12 protein-coding genes and 1 tRNA gene are annotated in these 16,531 nt (G+C 62.1%); 11 read left to right on the forward strand and 2 right to left on the reverse strand.

The features are described from left to right. Positions 1–6: 6 nt before the first annotated feature. From LQ232_RS21090 to pbpG, 4 genes are all read left to right on the forward strand, one after another. Positions 7–1,338: a mechanosensitive ion channel family protein gene (locus tag LQ232_RS21090; protein WP_230182340.1), complete on the forward strand. Its 1,332-nt coding sequence runs from the start codon at positions 7–9 to the stop codon at positions 1,336–1,338. Then, positions 1,313–2,173, forward strand: a complete 861-nt coding sequence (gene pssA, locus LQ232_RS21095; RefSeq protein ID WP_230182341.1) for a CDP-diacylglycerol--serine O-phosphatidyltransferase — start codon at positions 1,313–1,315, stop codon at positions 2,171–2,173. Before LQ232_RS21090 ends, pssA begins: the two co-directional genes overlap by 26 nt. A gap of 285 nt (positions 2,174–2,458) precedes the next feature. Beyond that, on the forward strand, positions 2,459–4,000 hold the full coding sequence (locus LQ232_RS21100; RefSeq protein ID WP_230182342.1) for a 2-isopropylmalate synthase: 1,542 nt from the start codon (positions 2,459–2,461) through the stop codon (positions 3,998–4,000). 110 nt (positions 4,001–4,110) lie between these two features. Further along, positions 4,111–5,265 (forward strand): D-alanyl-D-alanine endopeptidase, encoded by a 1,155-nt coding sequence (gene pbpG / locus LQ232_RS21105; RefSeq protein ID WP_230182343.1) that lies wholly within the window; start codon positions 4,111–4,113, stop codon positions 5,263–5,265. An 88-nt stretch (positions 5,266–5,353) separates the two neighbouring features. On the opposite strand, the gene LQ232_RS21110 is transcribed toward pbpG, so the two are convergent. Then, on the reverse strand, positions 5,354–6,097 hold the full coding sequence (locus tag LQ232_RS21110) for an IclR family transcriptional regulator (RefSeq protein ID WP_230182344.1): 744 nt from the start codon (positions 6,095–6,097) through the stop codon (positions 5,354–5,356). A gap of 136 nt (positions 6,098–6,233) precedes the next feature. On the opposite strand from LQ232_RS21110, the gene LQ232_RS21115 reads away from it, so the two are divergent. After that, on the forward strand, positions 6,234–7,349 hold the full coding sequence (locus LQ232_RS21115; RefSeq protein ID WP_230182345.1) for a TIGR03790 family protein: 1,116 nt from the start codon (positions 6,234–6,236) through the stop codon (positions 7,347–7,349). Here the strand turns inward: LQ232_RS21115 and LQ232_RS21120 are convergent. Continuing rightward, the gene (locus LQ232_RS21120) at positions 7,332–8,207 is read right to left on the reverse strand and encodes a squalene/phytoene synthase family protein (protein WP_230182346.1); all 876 of its coding nucleotides are present in this window, start codon (positions 8,205–8,207) and stop codon (positions 7,332–7,334) included. The two genes, LQ232_RS21115 and LQ232_RS21120, sit on opposite strands and share 18 nt — an antisense overlap. 176 nt (positions 8,208–8,383) lie before the next feature. On the opposite strand from LQ232_RS21120, the gene LQ232_RS21125 reads away from it, so the two are divergent. The 6 genes from LQ232_RS21125 to clpX all read left to right on the forward strand — a co-directional run bounded on the left by LQ232_RS21125 (position 8,384) and on the right by clpX (position 16,482). Then, positions 8,384–9,532, forward strand: a complete 1,149-nt coding sequence (locus LQ232_RS21125) for an efflux RND transporter periplasmic adaptor subunit (RefSeq protein WP_230182347.1) — start codon at positions 8,384–8,386, stop codon at positions 9,530–9,532. 16 nt (positions 9,533–9,548) lie between these two features. Further along, entirely contained in the window at positions 9,549–12,692 is a 3,144-nt protein-coding gene (locus LQ232_RS21130; RefSeq protein WP_230182348.1) for an efflux RND transporter permease subunit, read from the forward strand. A 104-nt stretch (positions 12,693–12,796) separates the two neighbouring features. Then, a tRNA-Leu gene (locus LQ232_RS21135) sits at positions 12,797–12,883 on the forward strand. 38 nt (positions 12,884–12,921) lie between these two features. Beyond that, on the forward strand, positions 12,922–14,241 hold the full coding sequence (tig, locus tag LQ232_RS21140) for a trigger factor (protein ID WP_230182349.1): 1,320 nt from the start codon (positions 12,922–12,924) through the stop codon (positions 14,239–14,241). Positions 14,242–14,453: 212 nt separating this feature from the next. Beyond that, on the forward strand, positions 14,454–15,074 hold the full coding sequence (gene clpP / locus LQ232_RS21145; protein WP_230182350.1) for an ATP-dependent Clp endopeptidase proteolytic subunit ClpP: 621 nt from the start codon (positions 14,454–14,456) through the stop codon (positions 15,072–15,074). Between the two features lie 127 nt (positions 15,075–15,201). Further along, positions 15,202–16,482 (forward strand): ATP-dependent Clp protease ATP-binding subunit ClpX, encoded by a 1,281-nt coding sequence (gene clpX / locus LQ232_RS21150; RefSeq protein WP_230182351.1) that lies wholly within the window; start codon positions 15,202–15,204, stop codon positions 16,480–16,482. Positions 16,483–16,531: the final 49 nt, after the last annotated feature.

Below are 16,531 nucleotides of genomic sequence, written 5' to 3' on the forward strand. Positions count from 1 at the left end.
TGACCCATGCCGACGACGTCTTCCCTGCACCCCGCCCAGCCCTTGACGGCCGAAGAACTCACCAAACTCTGGACCCAACTGCAACAGCCCACCGCGCTGGCCGAGCTGGGCCTGTTGCTGGCTTGCCTGGGCGGCGCCTGGCTCATCGTGCGCCTGATGCGGGGCCGGCAGGCCGATGCCAAATCCATCTGGTTTGGCCAGCATGTGGTGGATGGCGTGCTGTTCCCCATCCTGGCCTTGATCCTGGCGCTGGGCGCGCGGCGTTTTTTGGCAGGGGTCGAAATCCCGCTGGCCGTGTTTCGGGTGGCCATCCCGGTGCTGGTGTCCCTGGCCGTCATCCGGCTGACCGTCAAGGTGCTGGGCGTCGTGTTTCCCAACGCACCGGCCATGCGGGTCATCGAACGCACCGTGTCGTGGATGGCCTGGGTCGGCAGCGTGCTGTGGATCATCGGCGTGATGCCTTTGGTGCTGGATGAACTGGACGGCATCACCTGGAAGATCGGCGCCAGCCAGGTCAGCCTGCGCAACCTGATCGAAGGGGCGTTCAGCGCGGTGCTGGTGCTGATCCTGTCGCTATCGCTGTCCTCGGCCATCGAGAACCGCCTGCTCAAAGGCGCCACCGACAACATGTCGCTGCGCAAGATCATGGCCAACCTGTCCCGGGCCTTGTTGCTGACCGTGGGCTTGATGATGGCCTTGTCGGCCGTGGGCATCGACCTGACAGCGCTGTCGGTGCTTGGCGGCGCCATTGGCGTGGGCGTCGGCTTTGGTCTGCAGAAGCTGGCCGCCAATTACGTCAGCGGTTTCGTGATCCTGGCTGAGCGCAGCCTGCGCATCGGTGACCTGGTCAAGGTGGACAACTTTGAAGGCCGCATCACCGACATCAACACCCGCTACACCGTCCTGCGCTCATCCGCGGGGCGCGAAGCCATCGTCCCCAATGAGATGCTGATCACCCAGCGGGTGGAGAACGCCTCGTTGGCCGACAACAAGTTGCTGCTCATGACCGAGGTGCAAGTGGCCTATGGCACCGACCTGGATTGGTTGCGCCCCTTGCTGGCCGAGGCCGTGGCCAAGGTGCCCCGCATCTTGCCCAGCCCCGCTCCCGCGGTTCATTTGACGGCGTTCGCGCCCGATGGCTTGGGCCTGACCGTGGCCTTCTGGATCGGTGATCCCGAGAATGGTCAATTGGCGGCGCGGTCCGAGGTCAATCTGGCCATTCTGGCCGCGCTGAACCACTTGAAGGTTGATATTCCCTATCCTCAAAGGGTCGTTCATATCAATGCGCCGCTTGAGGTATCCTCCGCCGAACATGACATTACCCACGACGCAACCTGACCCATCCTCGACCCGAGTGGTCGACCTGCCCCTGGACGACACGGAAGACTCGCCCGGCGTGCGTCGGCGCCGCAAGGGCATCTTCATCTTGCCGAACCTGTTCACGCTGGCCGCCCTGTTCGGCGGTTTTTACGGCATCGTGATGGCCATGAACGGGCAATTCGAGCAATCGGCCATTGGCATTTTCTGCGCCATGGTGCTGGACAGCCTGGACGGCCGCGTGGCCCGCATGACCAACACGCAAAGCGCGTTTGGCGAGCAGATGGACAGCCTGTCGGACATGGTGTCCTTTGGCGCCGCGCCCGCGCTCATCGTCTACGAGTGGGCACTCAAGGGCCTGGGCAAATGGGGCTGGATCGCCGCCTTTGTGTATTGCTCTTGTGCGGCCTTGCGCCTGGCGCGCTTCAACACCAACATCGGTGTGGTCGACAAGCGCTTTTTCCAGGGCCTGCCCAGCCCGGCCGCCGCCGCATTGGTGATCGGCCTGATCTGGGTGGTGACCGACCTTGACCCGGGGCTCCGCTCGGCGCCCTGGATGGTTTGGCTGGCCTTTGGCTTCACGTTGTACGCGGGCCTGACCATGGTCACCAACGTGCCCTTCTACAGTTTCAAGGATGTCAGCTTCAAACGCACAGTGCCTTTCATCGTGATCGTGGCGATCGCGCTGGGCATCGCGGTGGTGACGATTCACCCGCCTGTGGTGCTCTTCGGCGTTTTCGTGGTCTATGGCGTGTCCGGTTACGGCGTCTATGTCTGGAAGCGCATGAAGGGCAAACCGGTGAGCGTGATCTCCACCTCGACCGATGAACCCGATGAAGAAGGACTGCACCGCTGATGGCTTTTTCGGGGCTTTTGCCCGGTATCAAGCCATGAGCCGCGTGCTATATTGCTTTCCATGACGACCTTCAACGCCAACCTGCTACTACTTCTAGGAGTGCCTCGGGCGCGTTGATCGCTTTCGTTTGTACCTTGTACACATCCGAACTTTCGCAAAACGGCCCGCCAGCATTGCCCGCGGGCCGTTTTGTTTGGTAGCAGTCATTTCAAGTGTCGCCAAGCCAAACCAGCCCCCAGTGCTGAGGTTTGACCAGAACCCTTGACGTGTCCCACGGAGACCACCATGACCGACAAACTCATCATTTTCGACACCACCTTGCGCGATGGCGAGCAATCGCCCGGCGCCTCCATGACCCGCGACGAGAAGCTGCGCATCGCCAAGCAACTCGAGCGGCTGAAGGTGGACGTGATCGAAGCCGGTTTCGCCGCTTCATCCAATGGTGACTTCGAGGCTGTCAAGTCCATCGCCGCCGCCATCAAGGATTCCACCGTGTGTTCGCTGGCCCGGGCCAACGACCGCGACATTGCCCGCGCCGCCGAAGCCTTGAAGGGCGCCAACTCATGGCGCATCCACACCTTCATCGCGACCAGCGCGTTGCACATGGAAAAGAAGCTGCGCATGTCGCCCGAGCAGGTACTTGAGCAGGCCAAGCTGTCGGTGCGGTTTGCCCGCAACCTCACCAGCGACGTCGAGTTCTCGGCCGAAGACGGTTACCGCTCTGACATCGATTACCTGGCCCGCGTGGTCGAGGCCGTCATCAACGAAGGTGCCACCACCATCAACATCCCCGACACCGTCGGCTATGGCATCCCCGACCTGTACGGCACGTTCATCAAGACCCTGCGTGAGAAGGTGCCCAACTCCGACAAGGCGATCTGGTCAGTGCACTGCCACAACGACCTGGGCATGGCCGTGGCCAACTCGCTGGCCGGCGTCAAGATCGGTGGCGCGCGCCAGATCGAATGCACCATCAACGGCCTGGGCGAGCGCGCTGGCAACTGCGCCCTTGAAGAAGTCGTGATGGCCGTCAAGACGCGCCGCGAGTACTTTGGTCTGGACACGCGCATCGACGCCAGTCAGATCATGTCGGCGTCTCGTTTGGTGTCGCAAACCACGGGCTTTGTGGTGCAACCCAACAAGGCCGTGGTGGGGGCCAACGCATTCGCGCACGCTTCGGGCATCCACCAGGATGGCGTGCTCAAAGCGCGCGACACTTACGAAATCATGCGCGCCGAAGACGTGGGCTGGGCCGCCAACAAGATCGTGCTGGGCAAATTGTCGGGCCGCAACGCCTTCAAGCAGCGCCTGACCGAACTGGGCATCGACCTGGATTCCGAGGCCGGCATCAACACGGCCTTCGCCAAGTTCAAGGAACTGGCCGACCGCAAGAGCGAGATATTTGACGAGGACATCATCGCCTTGGTGGGCGACGAAAGCGTCACGCCTGAACAAGAGCACTACCGCCTGGTGTCGCTGTCGCAGCGCTCCGAAACTGGCGAGCGTCCACACGCCAGCATCGTCTTCGCGGCCGGTGACACTGAACACCAATCCGAGAGCGATGGCAATGGTCCGGTGGACGCGAGTCTCAAGGCAATCGAGACCGTCGTGAAAAGTGGCGCGGAAATCGTCCTCTACTCGGTCAATGCAATCACCTCCGGAAGCACAGAATCGCAGGGAGAGGTGACCGTTCGTTTGCAACACAGTGGGCGCGTGGTCAATGGGGTCGGAGCCGATCCGGACATCGTGGTGGCGTCAGCCAAAGCCTACCTGGCAGCGTTGAACAAGCTGCACAGCAAGGCCGAAAGGGTTGCAGCGCAAGGGTAAACCCTTGATCATGATGGCCTGAATGGCGAGGTCACTTTACAAAAGGCGCGTAAGTCATTGATCTGGCGCGCCTTTTTAATTACACTTCGCACTGTGACGAAAGGGCTGTGATGGTCGTGCTCAAGAAGTTCAAGAAAAGTTGTCTGACATTGATGGTGATGCTGTCTGTGGCCTGCTTGGCCATGACCACGCCAGGCTTGGCCGAGGCCAAGGCAAAAACGAAATCCAAGGCCCGCACCACCGCCACTGCTAAGGTTAAAGTCAAGGCCAGCACCGTGCGCAAAGTCCGCACCATTCGTGCTCGTGGCGCTGCCAAGGTGTCGCGCGCCCAGGTTCGCATGCCGGTCATTGAGTCCTTGTCGACATCTGCTGGCGGCTCGGTCATCAAGGCCACGGCCATTGGCGCTGCGGCGGGCATGTCCGCTGCCTCCGGCGCATCGTTTGGCCAGCTTTATGGCCTGCACCACACGCCCGACCCCCTGGACCTCAAGTCCAGCGTGGCCTTCGTGATGGACCAGGACACCAATGAGATCTTGCTGTCCAAGAATTCTGAAGCGGTCTTGCCCATTGCCTCGCTGACCAAGCTGATGACCGCCATGGTGGTGGTCGAGGCCAAGTTGCCGCTCGATGAATCGATCACCATCACTTCTGATGACGTGGACACGGAAAAGAACAGCAGCTCGCGCCTGGCCGTTGGCGCCACGCTGACGCGGGGCGAGTTGTTGCACCTGGCCTTGATGTCCTCTGAAAACCGGGCTGCCCATGCGCTGGGCCGCATCTACCCTGGTGGTTTGCAGGCCTTTGTCGTTGCGATGAACCGCAAGGCGCAGCTGTTGAGCATGGCCGACACCAAGTATGTCGAGCCCACCGGTTTGAGCAGCCAGAATCAATCCAGTGCCCGTGATTTGGCCACGCTGGTCAAGGCCGCCTACCAGCAGCCTTTGATCCGCGAACTGTCCACATCGCGCGAGTACGCTGTGCACCTTGGCGCGCGCCAGCTTCAGTTCCACACCACCAACAGCCTGGTGCGCAATCCCAACTGGGACATCGGTCTGCAAAAGACCGGCTACATCGTGGAGGCGGGACGCTGTCTGGTCTTGCAGGCCCGCATGGCCGGCCGCAAGTTGATCATGGTGTTCCTTGATTCCACCGGCAAATATTCGCGCCAGGCTGATGCCGAGCGCGTTCGCCGCTGGATTGAAACCTCGCCTCAACCACCGCGTGGTTCGGCCGATCTGGTCGCCATTCCCAAGGTCACCTCCTGAGGGATCACCTGCCGGCCTGACTGGGTCGGCAGCTTGAAGAAAAAGGCCCCAAGGGGCCTTTTTCACGTCTGGCGAAGTGCTTGTGTGATCAACGCCCAGACCAGCCCATCGACGTGGAAATCCGGCATGCGGCGCTTTTCAGTGCCTCGCCCCACTCGGCGCTCAGGCGCAAGCTGGAGGTGTTCAATGCCAGGCTGGCCACGATCTGGCCCTGATCGTCCATCACTGGTGCCGCCGCCTGTTGCAATGCGGCCTCCACCGAATCGCTATCCACCGCGAGGCCATTTGCCCGGATGTTCTGCAGTTCGGTGTGTAGCGTGTCAGCACGGGTGCCGTTGACGTGGGCCAGGGCGTGCAACTGAGCGGCTGTCCATTGGCTGATCAACACCTTGCCTGCCGCGCTGGCCGCCAGTGGCGTGCGAGCGCCAAGCACGCGGTTCACCTGGATGCCATTGCGTTCGCTGCTGGTGCGCTCGGCGCACACCGATTCGTCATCTTGGCGGATGTGCAAGGCCACGGTCTGGCCGGTCAGGCGATGCAGTTCCTGCATGGGGCGCATGGCCAGATCACGAACGTCCAGCCTTGACTTGACCAGGTTGCCCAATTGGAGCAAGCGCAAACCCAGGCGGTAAGTGCCGGGGCCGGAGCGCTCGACAAACCCGCCGACCGCCAGATCATTGAGGATGCGGTGGGCCGTGGATGGGTGCAAACCCGTGCGTTCGCTCACGGTTTTCAGCGAAACGGAGTCTCCTTCGTGGGCCAGGGTGTCCAAAAGACTGAACATTCTGGCCATGACCTGGATCGAAGTGGAGGGCGAAGTGGATTCACTCATCGGGTTTTCCTTTGTGGCAAACCATTTTGAAAGGTGGGATCCCTCGTCATTCGGCGAAATAATCAGTGGCTTGAGGCCCATATAGGGGCACATCAGCCCACTTTCCGGGATTTGATAACGCCTTATGAAAAATCTCTTGCATGAAGTCCTTGGGCTGGCAGTGGCATTGCTCATGTGCGCGGGAGCGGCCAACGCCGCGGTGCCCTCCCTGGCGGCCGAGTTCAGCGAGGCGGCGGCCAGCGGCTCATCGCCTGGCTCGGGCCGCCGCTGGATGACGATGCCGCGGGTGTTTGGGCACCTCACCGCCAAAGACCTGGGTGTGGTCATCAACACCGACGATCCTTATTCCGTGCAGGTCGGCGAGTACTACGCCAAGGCGCGGGGCATTCCGGCCAGCCGTGTGCTTCGCATCAGCTTGCCCATGAAGCCCACCCTGGCGCCGGACGAGTTCGACGATTTCAAAAAACAGATCGACGCATTCTTTGGCCCCAAGGTGCAAGCCCTGGCTTTGACCTGGAGGCTGCCTTATGGGGTGAACTGCAACTCCATCACCGGGGCGCTGGCCATGGGCTACGACGCCAAGCTGTGTGGCAACAGCTGTGCCGTGCCGGGCAAGACTTCCACTTATTTCGGGTCCAGCTCCACCAAGCCCTTCACCGACCACCGCATGCGCTTGAGCATGTTGCTGGCAGCGAAGGACGCTGATTCAGCCAAAGCCCTGATCGACCGTGGTGTGCGCTCAGATGGCACTTTGGGCTTGCGGGGCGCCCCTGCGGTGAATGCCCATTTTGTCACCACGTCCGACAGCATCCGCAGCGTTCGCCAGCAACTCTTCCCGCCTGCGGGCAGCAATCCACCCTTTGGCGTGGACGTCTACCTGGACCAGACCGAGGCCTTGAAGAACGCCGACCGTGTCATGCTTTACCAAACAGGGCGTGCGCAGGTGGACTTCCTGGAGACAAATGAGTTCGTGCCGGGGGCGTTGGGAGACCACCTCACATCGTTTGGCGGCATCCTCGACAAGCCACATGGTCAGATGACCGTGCTGTCCTGGATCGACGCCGGGGTCACCGCCACCTATGGCACCACGAGCGAGCCCTGTGCGCATTTGCAGAAGTTTCCCCATCCTCAAGCCCTGATCGGGTTTTACCTGCAAGGGGCCACCGCCCTTGAGGCCTATTGGAAAAGCGTGGCCTGGCCTCAGCAAGGGTTGTTCGTGGGCGAGCCGCTCGCTTCACCGTTCGGGCGCTGAATACCAGCCCCAGCGCACCTGGGTGGCGATCCACCACTTGCGCAGTGGCGTGAGCATCAGCCGTTCGTGCAGCACGCGCTCGCCCTGTGCGGCGATCTCGTCGATCAACGCCATCTGCAAAGCCGCCAGCACGGCCAGGGGGCGCAGAGCGTGTCGCTCTGCGGCAGGCAGTTGGTCGATGGACCGCCAGGACACCGCCAGGCTTTGACGTGCTTGCGCGTGCAGGTGCGCGAGCAGGGCAGGCCACTGCGCTGGTGCCTGGCCCGGCTGCGGGCGCAGCAACTCATGGGCTTTCACGTCGTGTTGCTGCAGGATGCTGACCGGCGTGTGCAGCCAGCCCAGCCGTGCGTCCTGCCCCAGCCGGCTCAAGTGGTGGGCTTGCCGCAGTCCCCAGCCCAGCTCACGGGCGGCTGACAGGGCCTGGGGCGACCGGGCGCCCAACAGATGCGCCGCGGCTTCGCAGGCGGCGCCCGTGGTGGTCAGGGCGTGCTTGCGCTGGCTGACTTCATCCAACCAGCGCGTTTGTTGCACCAAGGCCTGCATGCCATCGACCTGCGCCAGCCACAGGTCTTGCGGCGGCCAGTGCCCTGGGGCGGGTACCGGCTGGGCCAAGGGTTTGGTCAGTGGGTGGGTGGGCTTGCCCTCAAAGCTGTTGCGCACCTCCTGGCCCCACCAGGCCAGCTTGGTCTGGGCCACGCCCGGGTCGTTCACGCTCAGCGGGATGGCGCTGACCTCGTGCCACCAATGAACCCAGGCTTGAAGCGCCGGGCGCAAGGTCCCGGGGGCGGATTGCAGCGCATAGTAGAGACTGCTGCCCGGCCTGATGGGTGACAGTGGGGCGTTTGGCGATGGAGGCATGAGTTGGATGTGGGCAAAGACACGACATTGTCTCAATTGCCGCGTGCCCGCATAAAAAACAAGATTACTGACCCGTTGGTCAGTTACGATGGCGCCCTGAAAGTCAGCGGATTTAGACAATGACAGGGATGAACCATGAGCCGCTGCCATGGGCCCTCCTTCAATTGAGCGACCTCATGAGCATGCCCCCTCGGACCCGGCTTTTCGCGTTTGTCCTGGTGACCCCCTTGTTGTTGGCCGCCGTGGGTTGCAGCAAGGCCCCCCCAGCGCCTGAGCCGGTCCGATCGGTGCGCACACTCGTGCTGAGTGAAACCGGTGGTGTGGTTGACCGCGAGTTTTCCGCTGAGATTCGCGCCCGCGTGGAGGCGCCCTTGAGCTTTCGGGTGCCCGGCAAGATCTTGCGCCGGCAAGTCGAGTTGGGCCAGGCCGTCAAACCAGGCCAGGTGCTGGCCCAGCTTGATCCACAAGACCTGACCTTGTCGCAGGAGTCCGCCCGCGCGGGCCTGGCCGCGGCCGAGGCCAATGCGGCGCAGGCAGCGTCCGATTTCAAACGCTTCAGCGAACTCAGGAGCCAGGGCTTCATCAGCGCGGCCGAGCTGGACCGCCACAGCACCACCTTGAAGTCGGCCGAGGCCAGCTTGCGGCAGGCGCGAGCACAAGCGGGTGTACAGGGCAATCAGGCCACTTATGCCACCTTGACGGCCAATGCCTCAGGCGTCATCACCGCGGTAGACGCCGAGCCGGGCCAGGTGGTCAATGCCGGCACGCCGGTGCTGACCCTGGCCCAGGATGGCCCGCGCGACGCGCTGTTTTCGGTGCCCGAGGACATGGCGCCCACCATGCGCGCCTTGCTGAACAAGCCCGGTGCCATCAAGGTGCGCCGCTGGGGCACACAAGATTGGCTGCCGGCCAAGATCCGCGAGGTGTCTGCCGCCACCGACAGCCTCACCCGCACTTTCCTGGTCAAGGCCGATGTGGGGCAGGGCGCCTATGAGTTGGGGCAAACCGCCACAGTGGCATTGGGTACCCCGGTGCGTTTTGCTGGCGGATTGAGGGTGCCCTTGCAGGCCTTGGTCGAGCTGAATGGCCGCTCGGCCGTGTGGGTGCTGGATGGCGCCAGCATGACCGTCAAGCCTCAGCCCGTGGTCACAGCCGATGTCACCGGCAACATCGTGATCGTGGCCAATGGGCTCAAGGCCGGCCAAGAGATCGTGACCGCCGGGGTGCACGTGCTCAAACCTGGTCAGAAGGTCAAGCGCTACCAGACGGCATTGGATCTGGCTGCCAAGCAAGCGGCGGCCAGCCAGCCCGCCGTGTCGCAGTGATCGCCAGGAGCCCACTGTGACCGACATCGTCAAGAAAGTGCCTGATCCTTCGGCCCGTCATTTCAACCTGTCCCGCTGGGCTCTGGAGCACCAGGCCCTCACGCGCTACCTGATGGTCGTGCTCATGTTGTTGGGGTTGGCCGCCTATTTCCAGTTGGGGCAAGACGAAGATCCGCCCTTCGCCTTTCGCATCATGGTGGTTCGGGCCTATTGGCCAGGCGCCACCGCGCAAGAGATGGCCGAACAGGTCACCGACAAGATCGAGCGGACGCTGCAAGAGGTGCCTTACGCGGACAAGATCCGCTCCTACAGCAAGCCCGGCGAATCCCTGACCTTCATGCAAGTCAAGGACTCCTCGCCGCCCAAGGAAATCCCCAATCTTTGGTACCAGGTGCGCAAAAAGATTGGCGATATCAAACAGACCTTGCCGCCAGGTGTCGTGGGCCCGTTCTTCAATGATGAGTTCGGCGATGTCTATGGCTCCATCTACGCCTTGTCGGCCGATGGCTTCACCCCGGAAGAGTTGCGCCAGTTCGCTGAAAAAGTCAGATCAGAGTTCCTGCAGGTGCCCAGCGTGGCGAAGGTCGAGCTGTTCGGCGTGCAGCCCGAGAAGATCTTCATGGAGGTGCCCCAGCAGAAGCTGGCCCAGATGGGCCTGGACATGAACCAGTTCATCCAGCAGCTCAATGCCCAAAACGGCATCGAGGGCGCTGGCGTCTACTCGGGCGCGAACGACAGCATCCAGATGCGGGTCACCGGCGCTTTCACGTCCATCGAGCAATTGCGCCAGATGCCGATCCGGGCGGTCAATCCGGCCACCGGGCAGGCCCGAACCGCGCGGCTTGGCGATGTCGCCACCGTCCGGCGTGCCTACGAGTCACCGGCGACCACCAAGGTGCGCCACAACGGCAAGGACATCATCGCGGTCGGCATTTCCATGGCCAAGGGTGGCGACATCATCAAGTTGGGCAAGAGCCTGACCGCCGCCGCTGAAAAAGTGCATGCGGATCTGCCCGTGGGCATCGAGTTGGACCAGATCCAGGACCAGCCCAAGTCGGTGACCAACTCGGTCGGCGAGTTCGTTCACGTGCTGGTCGAGGCCGTGGCCGTGGTGCTGGCCGTGAGCTTCATCAGCCTGGGCCTGCACACCAAACCCTTGCGCCTGGACATCTGGCCTGGCCTGGTGGTGGCCATCACCATCCCGCTCGTGCTGGCCGTCACCTTCCTGATCATGTATTTCTGGAATGTGGGGTTGCACAAGATTTCGCTGGGGGCGTTGATCATTGCGCTGGGGCTGTTGGTGGACGACGCCATCATCGCGGTCGAAATGATGGTGCACAAGCTGGAAGAGGGCTACGACAAGGTCAGCGCCGCGACCGCCGCCTACGACATCACGGCGATGCCCATGCTGACCGGCACCTTGATCACCGCAGCGGGCTTCCTGCCCATCGGCATGGCGCAATCCGCGGTGGGTGAGTACACCTTCGCGATCTTCGCCGTCACCGCTACCGCCTTGATCGTGTCCTGGGTGGTTTCGGTCTACTTCGTGCCTTACCTGGGCCAGCACTTGCTCAAAACGCGGCCCAAAGTGCAGTCCGCCGATGGTGGCCCCAAAGTCGATCTTCACGACACACCCTTCTACCGCCGTTTCAAAGCCTTGGTGAACTGGTGCGTGGAGCACCGCTGGATCACCATTGGCCTGACGATCCTGGCCTTGGTTTTGGGTGTGCTGGGCATGGGCAAGGTGCAGCAGCAGTTCTTCCCTGACTCAAGCCGCCCCGAGCTGATCGTGGACTTGTGGATGCCCGAAGGCACCAGCTTTGACGCGACCGAAGCCGTGGCCAAACGCTTCGAGGCGCGTGTCCTGAAAGAGCAGGGCGTCAAGACGGTCAGCACCTGGATCGGCTCCGGCGTGCCGCGCTTTTACCTGCCGATGGACCAGATCTTCCCGCAGAGCAACGTCAGCCAGGCCATCGTCATGCCGACCGACCCGCAAACGCGTGAAGCCCTGCGCGCCCGCTTGCCCGAATTGCTGGCCAGCGAGTTCCCCGAGGTCCGTGCTCGCCTGCGGCTGTTGCCCAATGGGCCGCCCGTGCCCTATCCCGTGCAGTTTCGCATCGTGGGGGAAGACCCCGCCCAACTTCGCCACTGGGCCGAAGAGGCCAAGACCTTGATGCGCGCCCATCCCAACATGACGGGCGTCAACGACAACTGGAACGAATCGATCAAAGCCATCCGCCTGACCGTGGACCAGTCCAAGGCGCGTGCCCTGGGCGTGACCAGCCAATCGATTGCACAGGCGATTCGGGTCACGACCTCCGGCACGCCCGTGGGCCAGTACCGCGACCAGGACCGTCTCATCGACATCGTCATGCGCACCCCCTTGTCGGAGCGCGCCACCTTGAGCGCGCTGGACAACTCCTACATTCCCACCGCGTCGGGCCGCATGGTGCCAGTGCTGCAGGTCGGCAAGCCCCAACTGGTGTGGGAGCCGGGCGTGCTGTGGCGCGAAGGCCGGCATTTCGCCATCACGGTGCAGGGTGATGTGACCGAAGGCACGCAAGGGCCCACCGTCAGCACCGCCTTGTGGCCCCAGATGCAGGCCCTGCAGCAGAAGATGCCACCGGGTTTCCGACTGGAGCTGGCGGGCACCGCCGAGGAAAGCAGCAAGGGCCAGGGTTCGATTTTTGCCAACATGCCGGCCATGCTGTTCATCATCTTCACCTTGCTGATGCTGCAATTGCAAAGCTTCTCGCGCGCCTTGCTGGTGTTCCTGACCGGGCCCATGGGCATCGCGGGGGTGGCCATGGCCTTGCTGGCCCTGAACCGGCCATTTGGCTTCGTGGCCCTGCTGGGGGTGGTGGCCCTGATGGGCATGATCATGCGCAATTCGGTCATCCTGATCGACCAGATCGAGCAGGACCGCGCCCAGGGCGTGGCCGACTGGGACTCCATCGTGGGAGCGGCCGTGCGCCGTTTCCGCCCGATCGTGCTGACTGCCGCTGCCGCCGTGCTGGCCATGATTCCCCTGACGCGCAGCGTCTTCTGGGGGCCCATGGCCGTCGCCATCATGGGGGGGCTGATCGTGGCCACCGCTTTGACCCTGCTGGCCTTGCCGGCGATGTACGCGGCGTGGTTCCGGGTTCGCCGGCCCGCATGAGGGTCACCGCCGGTGAAAACTGTGCTCAGGGCACGGTAGAATCGGCGGTTCCGACCAAATAGCCTGCTTGGCTGCATCAGTGCAGTCCGGTTGTCAAAGTCGATGCGCGGGTGGCGAAATTGGTAGACGCACCAGGTTTAGGTCCTGACGCCAGCAATGGTGTGGGGGTTCGAGTCCCCCCCCGCGCACCAGGCCTTTTATCAATCACCTAATTTTGAGAGTACAGAACATGGCTGTCACCGTGGAGACCCTCGACAAGCTGGAACGACGCATCACGCTGTCGTTGCCAGCCGACGTGCTCAGGAACGAAGTCGACGCCCGCTTGAAGAAGCTGGCCCGCACCGTCAAGGTTGACGGCTTCCGTCCTGGCAAAGTGCCCATGACCGTGGTCGCCCAGCGCTACGGCTATTCCGTCCAGTACGAAGTGGTCAACGACCAGGTCGGCCAGGCTTTCAACAAGGCCGCCGCCGAAGCGCAATTGCGCGTTGCCGGCCAGCCTCGCATCGCGGAAAAGGAAGGCTCGTCCGCCGAAGAAGGCAAGCTGCTGTTCGACGCCACCTTCGAGGTCTATCCCCAAGTCGTCATCGGCGACCTGGCCACTGCCGAAATCGAGCGCGTGACCGCCGAAGTCAACGAAGCAGCCATCGACCGCACCGTCGAGATCTTGCGCAAGCAACGCCGCACGTTCGAGCAACGCGCTGCCACCGAAGCCGCAGCCGATGGCGACCGCGTCACCATCGACTTTGAAGGCAAGATCGACGGCGTGCCTTTTGACGGAGGCAAGGCCGAGGGCTACCAGTTCCTGCTGGGCGAAGGCCAGATGCTCGAAGCTTTCGAGAAGGCTGTTCGTGGCATGAAGACGGGCGAGTCCAAGACTTTCCCCCTCAAGTTCCCCGAGGATTACCACGGCAAGGATGTCGCTGGTAAAGAAGCCGACTTCCTGGTCACCCTGAAGAAGCTCGAAGCGCAAAACCTGCCTGAAGTGAACGAAGAGTTCGTTGCCAGCCTGGGTCTGCCCGAGTCGTCGATCGAAGCGTTGCGCGCCGACATCAAGAAGAACCTTGAGCGTGAAGTCAAGTTCCGTGTGGCCGGCCGCAACAAGGCTGCCACCATGGATGCGCTGCTCAAGCTCGCCGAGTTCGACGTGCCCAAGTCCTTGGTCGCTGCTGAAACCGATCGCCTGGTCGAAGGCGCCCGTGCCGACCTGAAGGCCCGTGGTGTCAAGGATGCCGACAAGGCCCCGATCCCCGCCGAGATGTTCCAGCCTCAGGCCGAGCGCCGCGTGCGCCTGGGCCTGATCGTGGGCGAACTGGTGCGCAACAACAACCTGGCCGCCAAGCCCGAGCAGTTGCAAGAGCACATTGCCGAACTGTCGCAAAGCTACGAGCAACCGCAGCAAGTGGTGGCCTGGTACATGAGCGACCGCCAGCGCATGGCCGAAGTCGAAGCCGTTGTCATTGAAGGCAATGTGGTTGATTTCGTGCTGTCCAAGGCCAAGGTCACCGACAAGGGCTTGGGCTTCGAAGAGCTGATGGGCCAGCAAGGCTGATTTTTCCCGTCTTTCCGGGGCGTGAAGCCCTGGCAAAGGGCACCTGCCAATCCCCAGCGGAGGCAGGTGCCTTTTATTTTGTGCGAACGTCCCCATGTGCGTCCTAGCAACGGAAAGACGACAAGGACACTCGCCGGCTTTTTCCGGCGTTCGAGGTGGCCTTCCAAGGCGCCATAATCAAATCACGCATTGAATATTCCACAAGGAAGCACATGAGCGCACTGGACACACAAAACCTGGGCTTGGTGCCCATGGTCATCGAGACATCAGGCCGCGGCGAACGCGCCTACGACATCTACAGCCGCTTGCTGCGCGAGCGGGTGGTTTTCCTGGTGGGGCCGGTCAATGACCAATCGGCCAACCTGGTCGTGGCACAGCTGCTCTTCCTCGAAAGCGAAAACCCTGACAAGGACATCTCCCTGTACATCAACTCGCCCGGCGGCAGCGTGAGCGCAGGGATGTCGATCTTCGACACCATGCAGTTCATCAAGCCCGACGTGTCGACGCTGTGCATGGGCATGGCCGCCTCCATGGGCGCCTTCTTGCTGGCCGCCGGCGCCAAGGAAAAGCGTTTCGCTTTGCCCAACTCCAAGATCATGATCCACCAGCCGCTGGGCGGCACGCAGGGTCAGGCCACCGATATCGAGATCCATGCCCGAGAGATCTTGAAAACCCGCGAGCAGCTCAACCGCATCCTGGCCGAGCGCACGGGCCAATCCCTGGAAAAGATCCAGCTGGACACCGAGCGCGACTACTACATGTCGGCGGCGGAATCCGCCACCTACGGCCTCATTGACAAAGTGCTGGAAAAGCGCCAGGCCGCGGCTTCCTGATTGCCAAGAAGGTGGCCGGATACGAGGTAAAGCCCCAGCAAAGGCTTCTTCTTCGACCGGCCGCCAGCCAAGGCGTTTGACTTATCATCATCACCAACATTTGCTGACTCACTGACAGGCCTGCCCCATGTCCGAAAAAAAAGGCTCTTCCAGCGAAAAGATCCTGTACTGCTCCTTCTGCGGTAAGAGCCAGCACGAGGTCAAGAAGCTCATTGCCGGCCCGTCGGTTTTCATTTGCGACGAATGCATCGACTTGTGCAACGACATCATCCGTGATGAGGTTGCCGCCGAGGCCGAGCAAACCGCCCGTCCCGCGAAGAGCGACTTGCCAACACCTGGCGAGATCAAGGCCCAGCTGGACCAGTACGTGATCGGGCAGGACACAGCCAAGCGCACCCTGTCGGTGGCGGTGTACAACCACTACAAGCGCCTGCGCCACATGGGCGCTGGTGAGGGCAAGAAGCCCGATATCGAGCTGTCCAAGAGCAACATCCTGCTGATCGGCCCCACGGGGTCGGGCAAGACCTTGCTCGCGCAAACACTGGCCCGCCTGCTCAATGTGCCCTTCGTGATCGCCGACGCCACCACCCTGACCGAAGCCGGTTACGTGGGTGAAGACGTCGAGAACATCATCCAGAAGCTGCTGCAGAACTGCAACTATGAAGTGGACAAGGCCCAGCGCGGCATTGTCTACATCGATGAAATCGACAAGATCTCGCGCAAGTCCGACAACCCTTCCATCACGCGTGACGTGTCGGGTGAGGGCGTGCAACAAGCGCTGCTGAAATTGATCGAAGGCACGATGGCTTCGGTGCCTCCTCAGGGCGGCCGCAAGCATCCCAATCAAGACTTCCTGCAGATCGACACGACCAACATCTTGTTCATCTGTGGTGGCGCTTTCGATGGTCTGGAAAAGATCATCCAGAACCGCTCGGTCAAGTCCGGCATTGGCTTTGGGGCCGCGGTCAAGAGCAAGGAAGACCGCAAGCTTTCCGAGGTGTTCCGCGAAGTGGAACCCGAAGACCTGATCAAGTTCGGCATCATTCCCGAACTGATCGGCCGCATGCCCGTGGTCGCCACCTTGGGGGAGTTGACGGAAGACGCCCTGGTGCGCATCCTGACCGAACCGAAGAACGCGCTGATCAAACAGTATCAACAGCTGCTGGGCATGGACGGTGTCGAGTTGGAAATCCGTCCTGCCGCCTTGACGGCCATTGCCCGCAAGGCTTTGAACCGCAAGACGGGCGCCCGTGGTTTGAGGTCCATCCTGGAGCAATCCTTGCTGGACACGATGTTCGAATTGCCAACCCAGGAAGGAGTGCAAAAGGTGGTGCTGGATGAACCCACCATTGATGAAAACGCCAAGCCCCTGTTGGTGTACCGGGAACAGGTCAAGGCCAGCGCTTGATTCTGAACATCCTGCTCTGATGGGTGTCGGTCACCCGGCGCCCTTGTGT

Origin of the sequence: Aquabacterium sp. CECT 9606 (assembly GCF_918741295.1) — a bacterium.
GTDB lineage: Bacteria > Pseudomonadota > Gammaproteobacteria > Burkholderiales > Burkholderiaceae_C > Aquabacterium.

Bases quoted from the DNA above. Each gene is read 5' to 3' on its own strand.
- pssA (WP_230182341.1), top strand. From the start codon at position 1,313: ATGACATTACCCACGACGCAACCTGACCCATCCTCGACCCGAGTGGTC.
- LQ232_RS21110 (WP_230182344.1), bottom strand. From the start codon at position 6,097: ATGAGTGAATCCACTTCGCCCTCCACTTCGATCCAGGTCATGGCCAGA.
- LQ232_RS21100 (WP_230182342.1), top strand. From the start codon at position 2,459: ATGACCGACAAACTCATCATTTTCGACACCACCTTGCGCGATGGCGAG.
- LQ232_RS21125 (WP_230182347.1), top strand. From the start codon at position 8,384: ATGAGCATGCCCCCTCGGACCCGGCTTTTCGCGTTTGTCCTGGTGACC.
- LQ232_RS21090 (WP_230182340.1), top strand. From the start codon at position 7: ATGCCGACGACGTCTTCCCTGCACCCCGCCCAGCCCTTGACGGCCGAA.
- LQ232_RS21120 (WP_230182346.1), bottom strand. From the start codon at position 8,207: ATGCCTCCATCGCCAAACGCCCCACTGTCACCCATCAGGCCGGGCAGC.
- clpP (WP_230182350.1), top strand. From the start codon at position 14,454: ATGAGCGCACTGGACACACAAAACCTGGGCTTGGTGCCCATGGTCATC.
- tig (WP_230182349.1), top strand. From the start codon at position 12,922: ATGGCTGTCACCGTGGAGACCCTCGACAAGCTGGAACGACGCATCACG.
- clpX (WP_230182351.1), top strand. From the start codon at position 15,202: ATGTCCGAAAAAAAAGGCTCTTCCAGCGAAAAGATCCTGTACTGCTCC.
- pbpG (WP_230182343.1), top strand. From the start codon at position 4,111: ATGGTCGTGCTCAAGAAGTTCAAGAAAAGTTGTCTGACATTGATGGTG.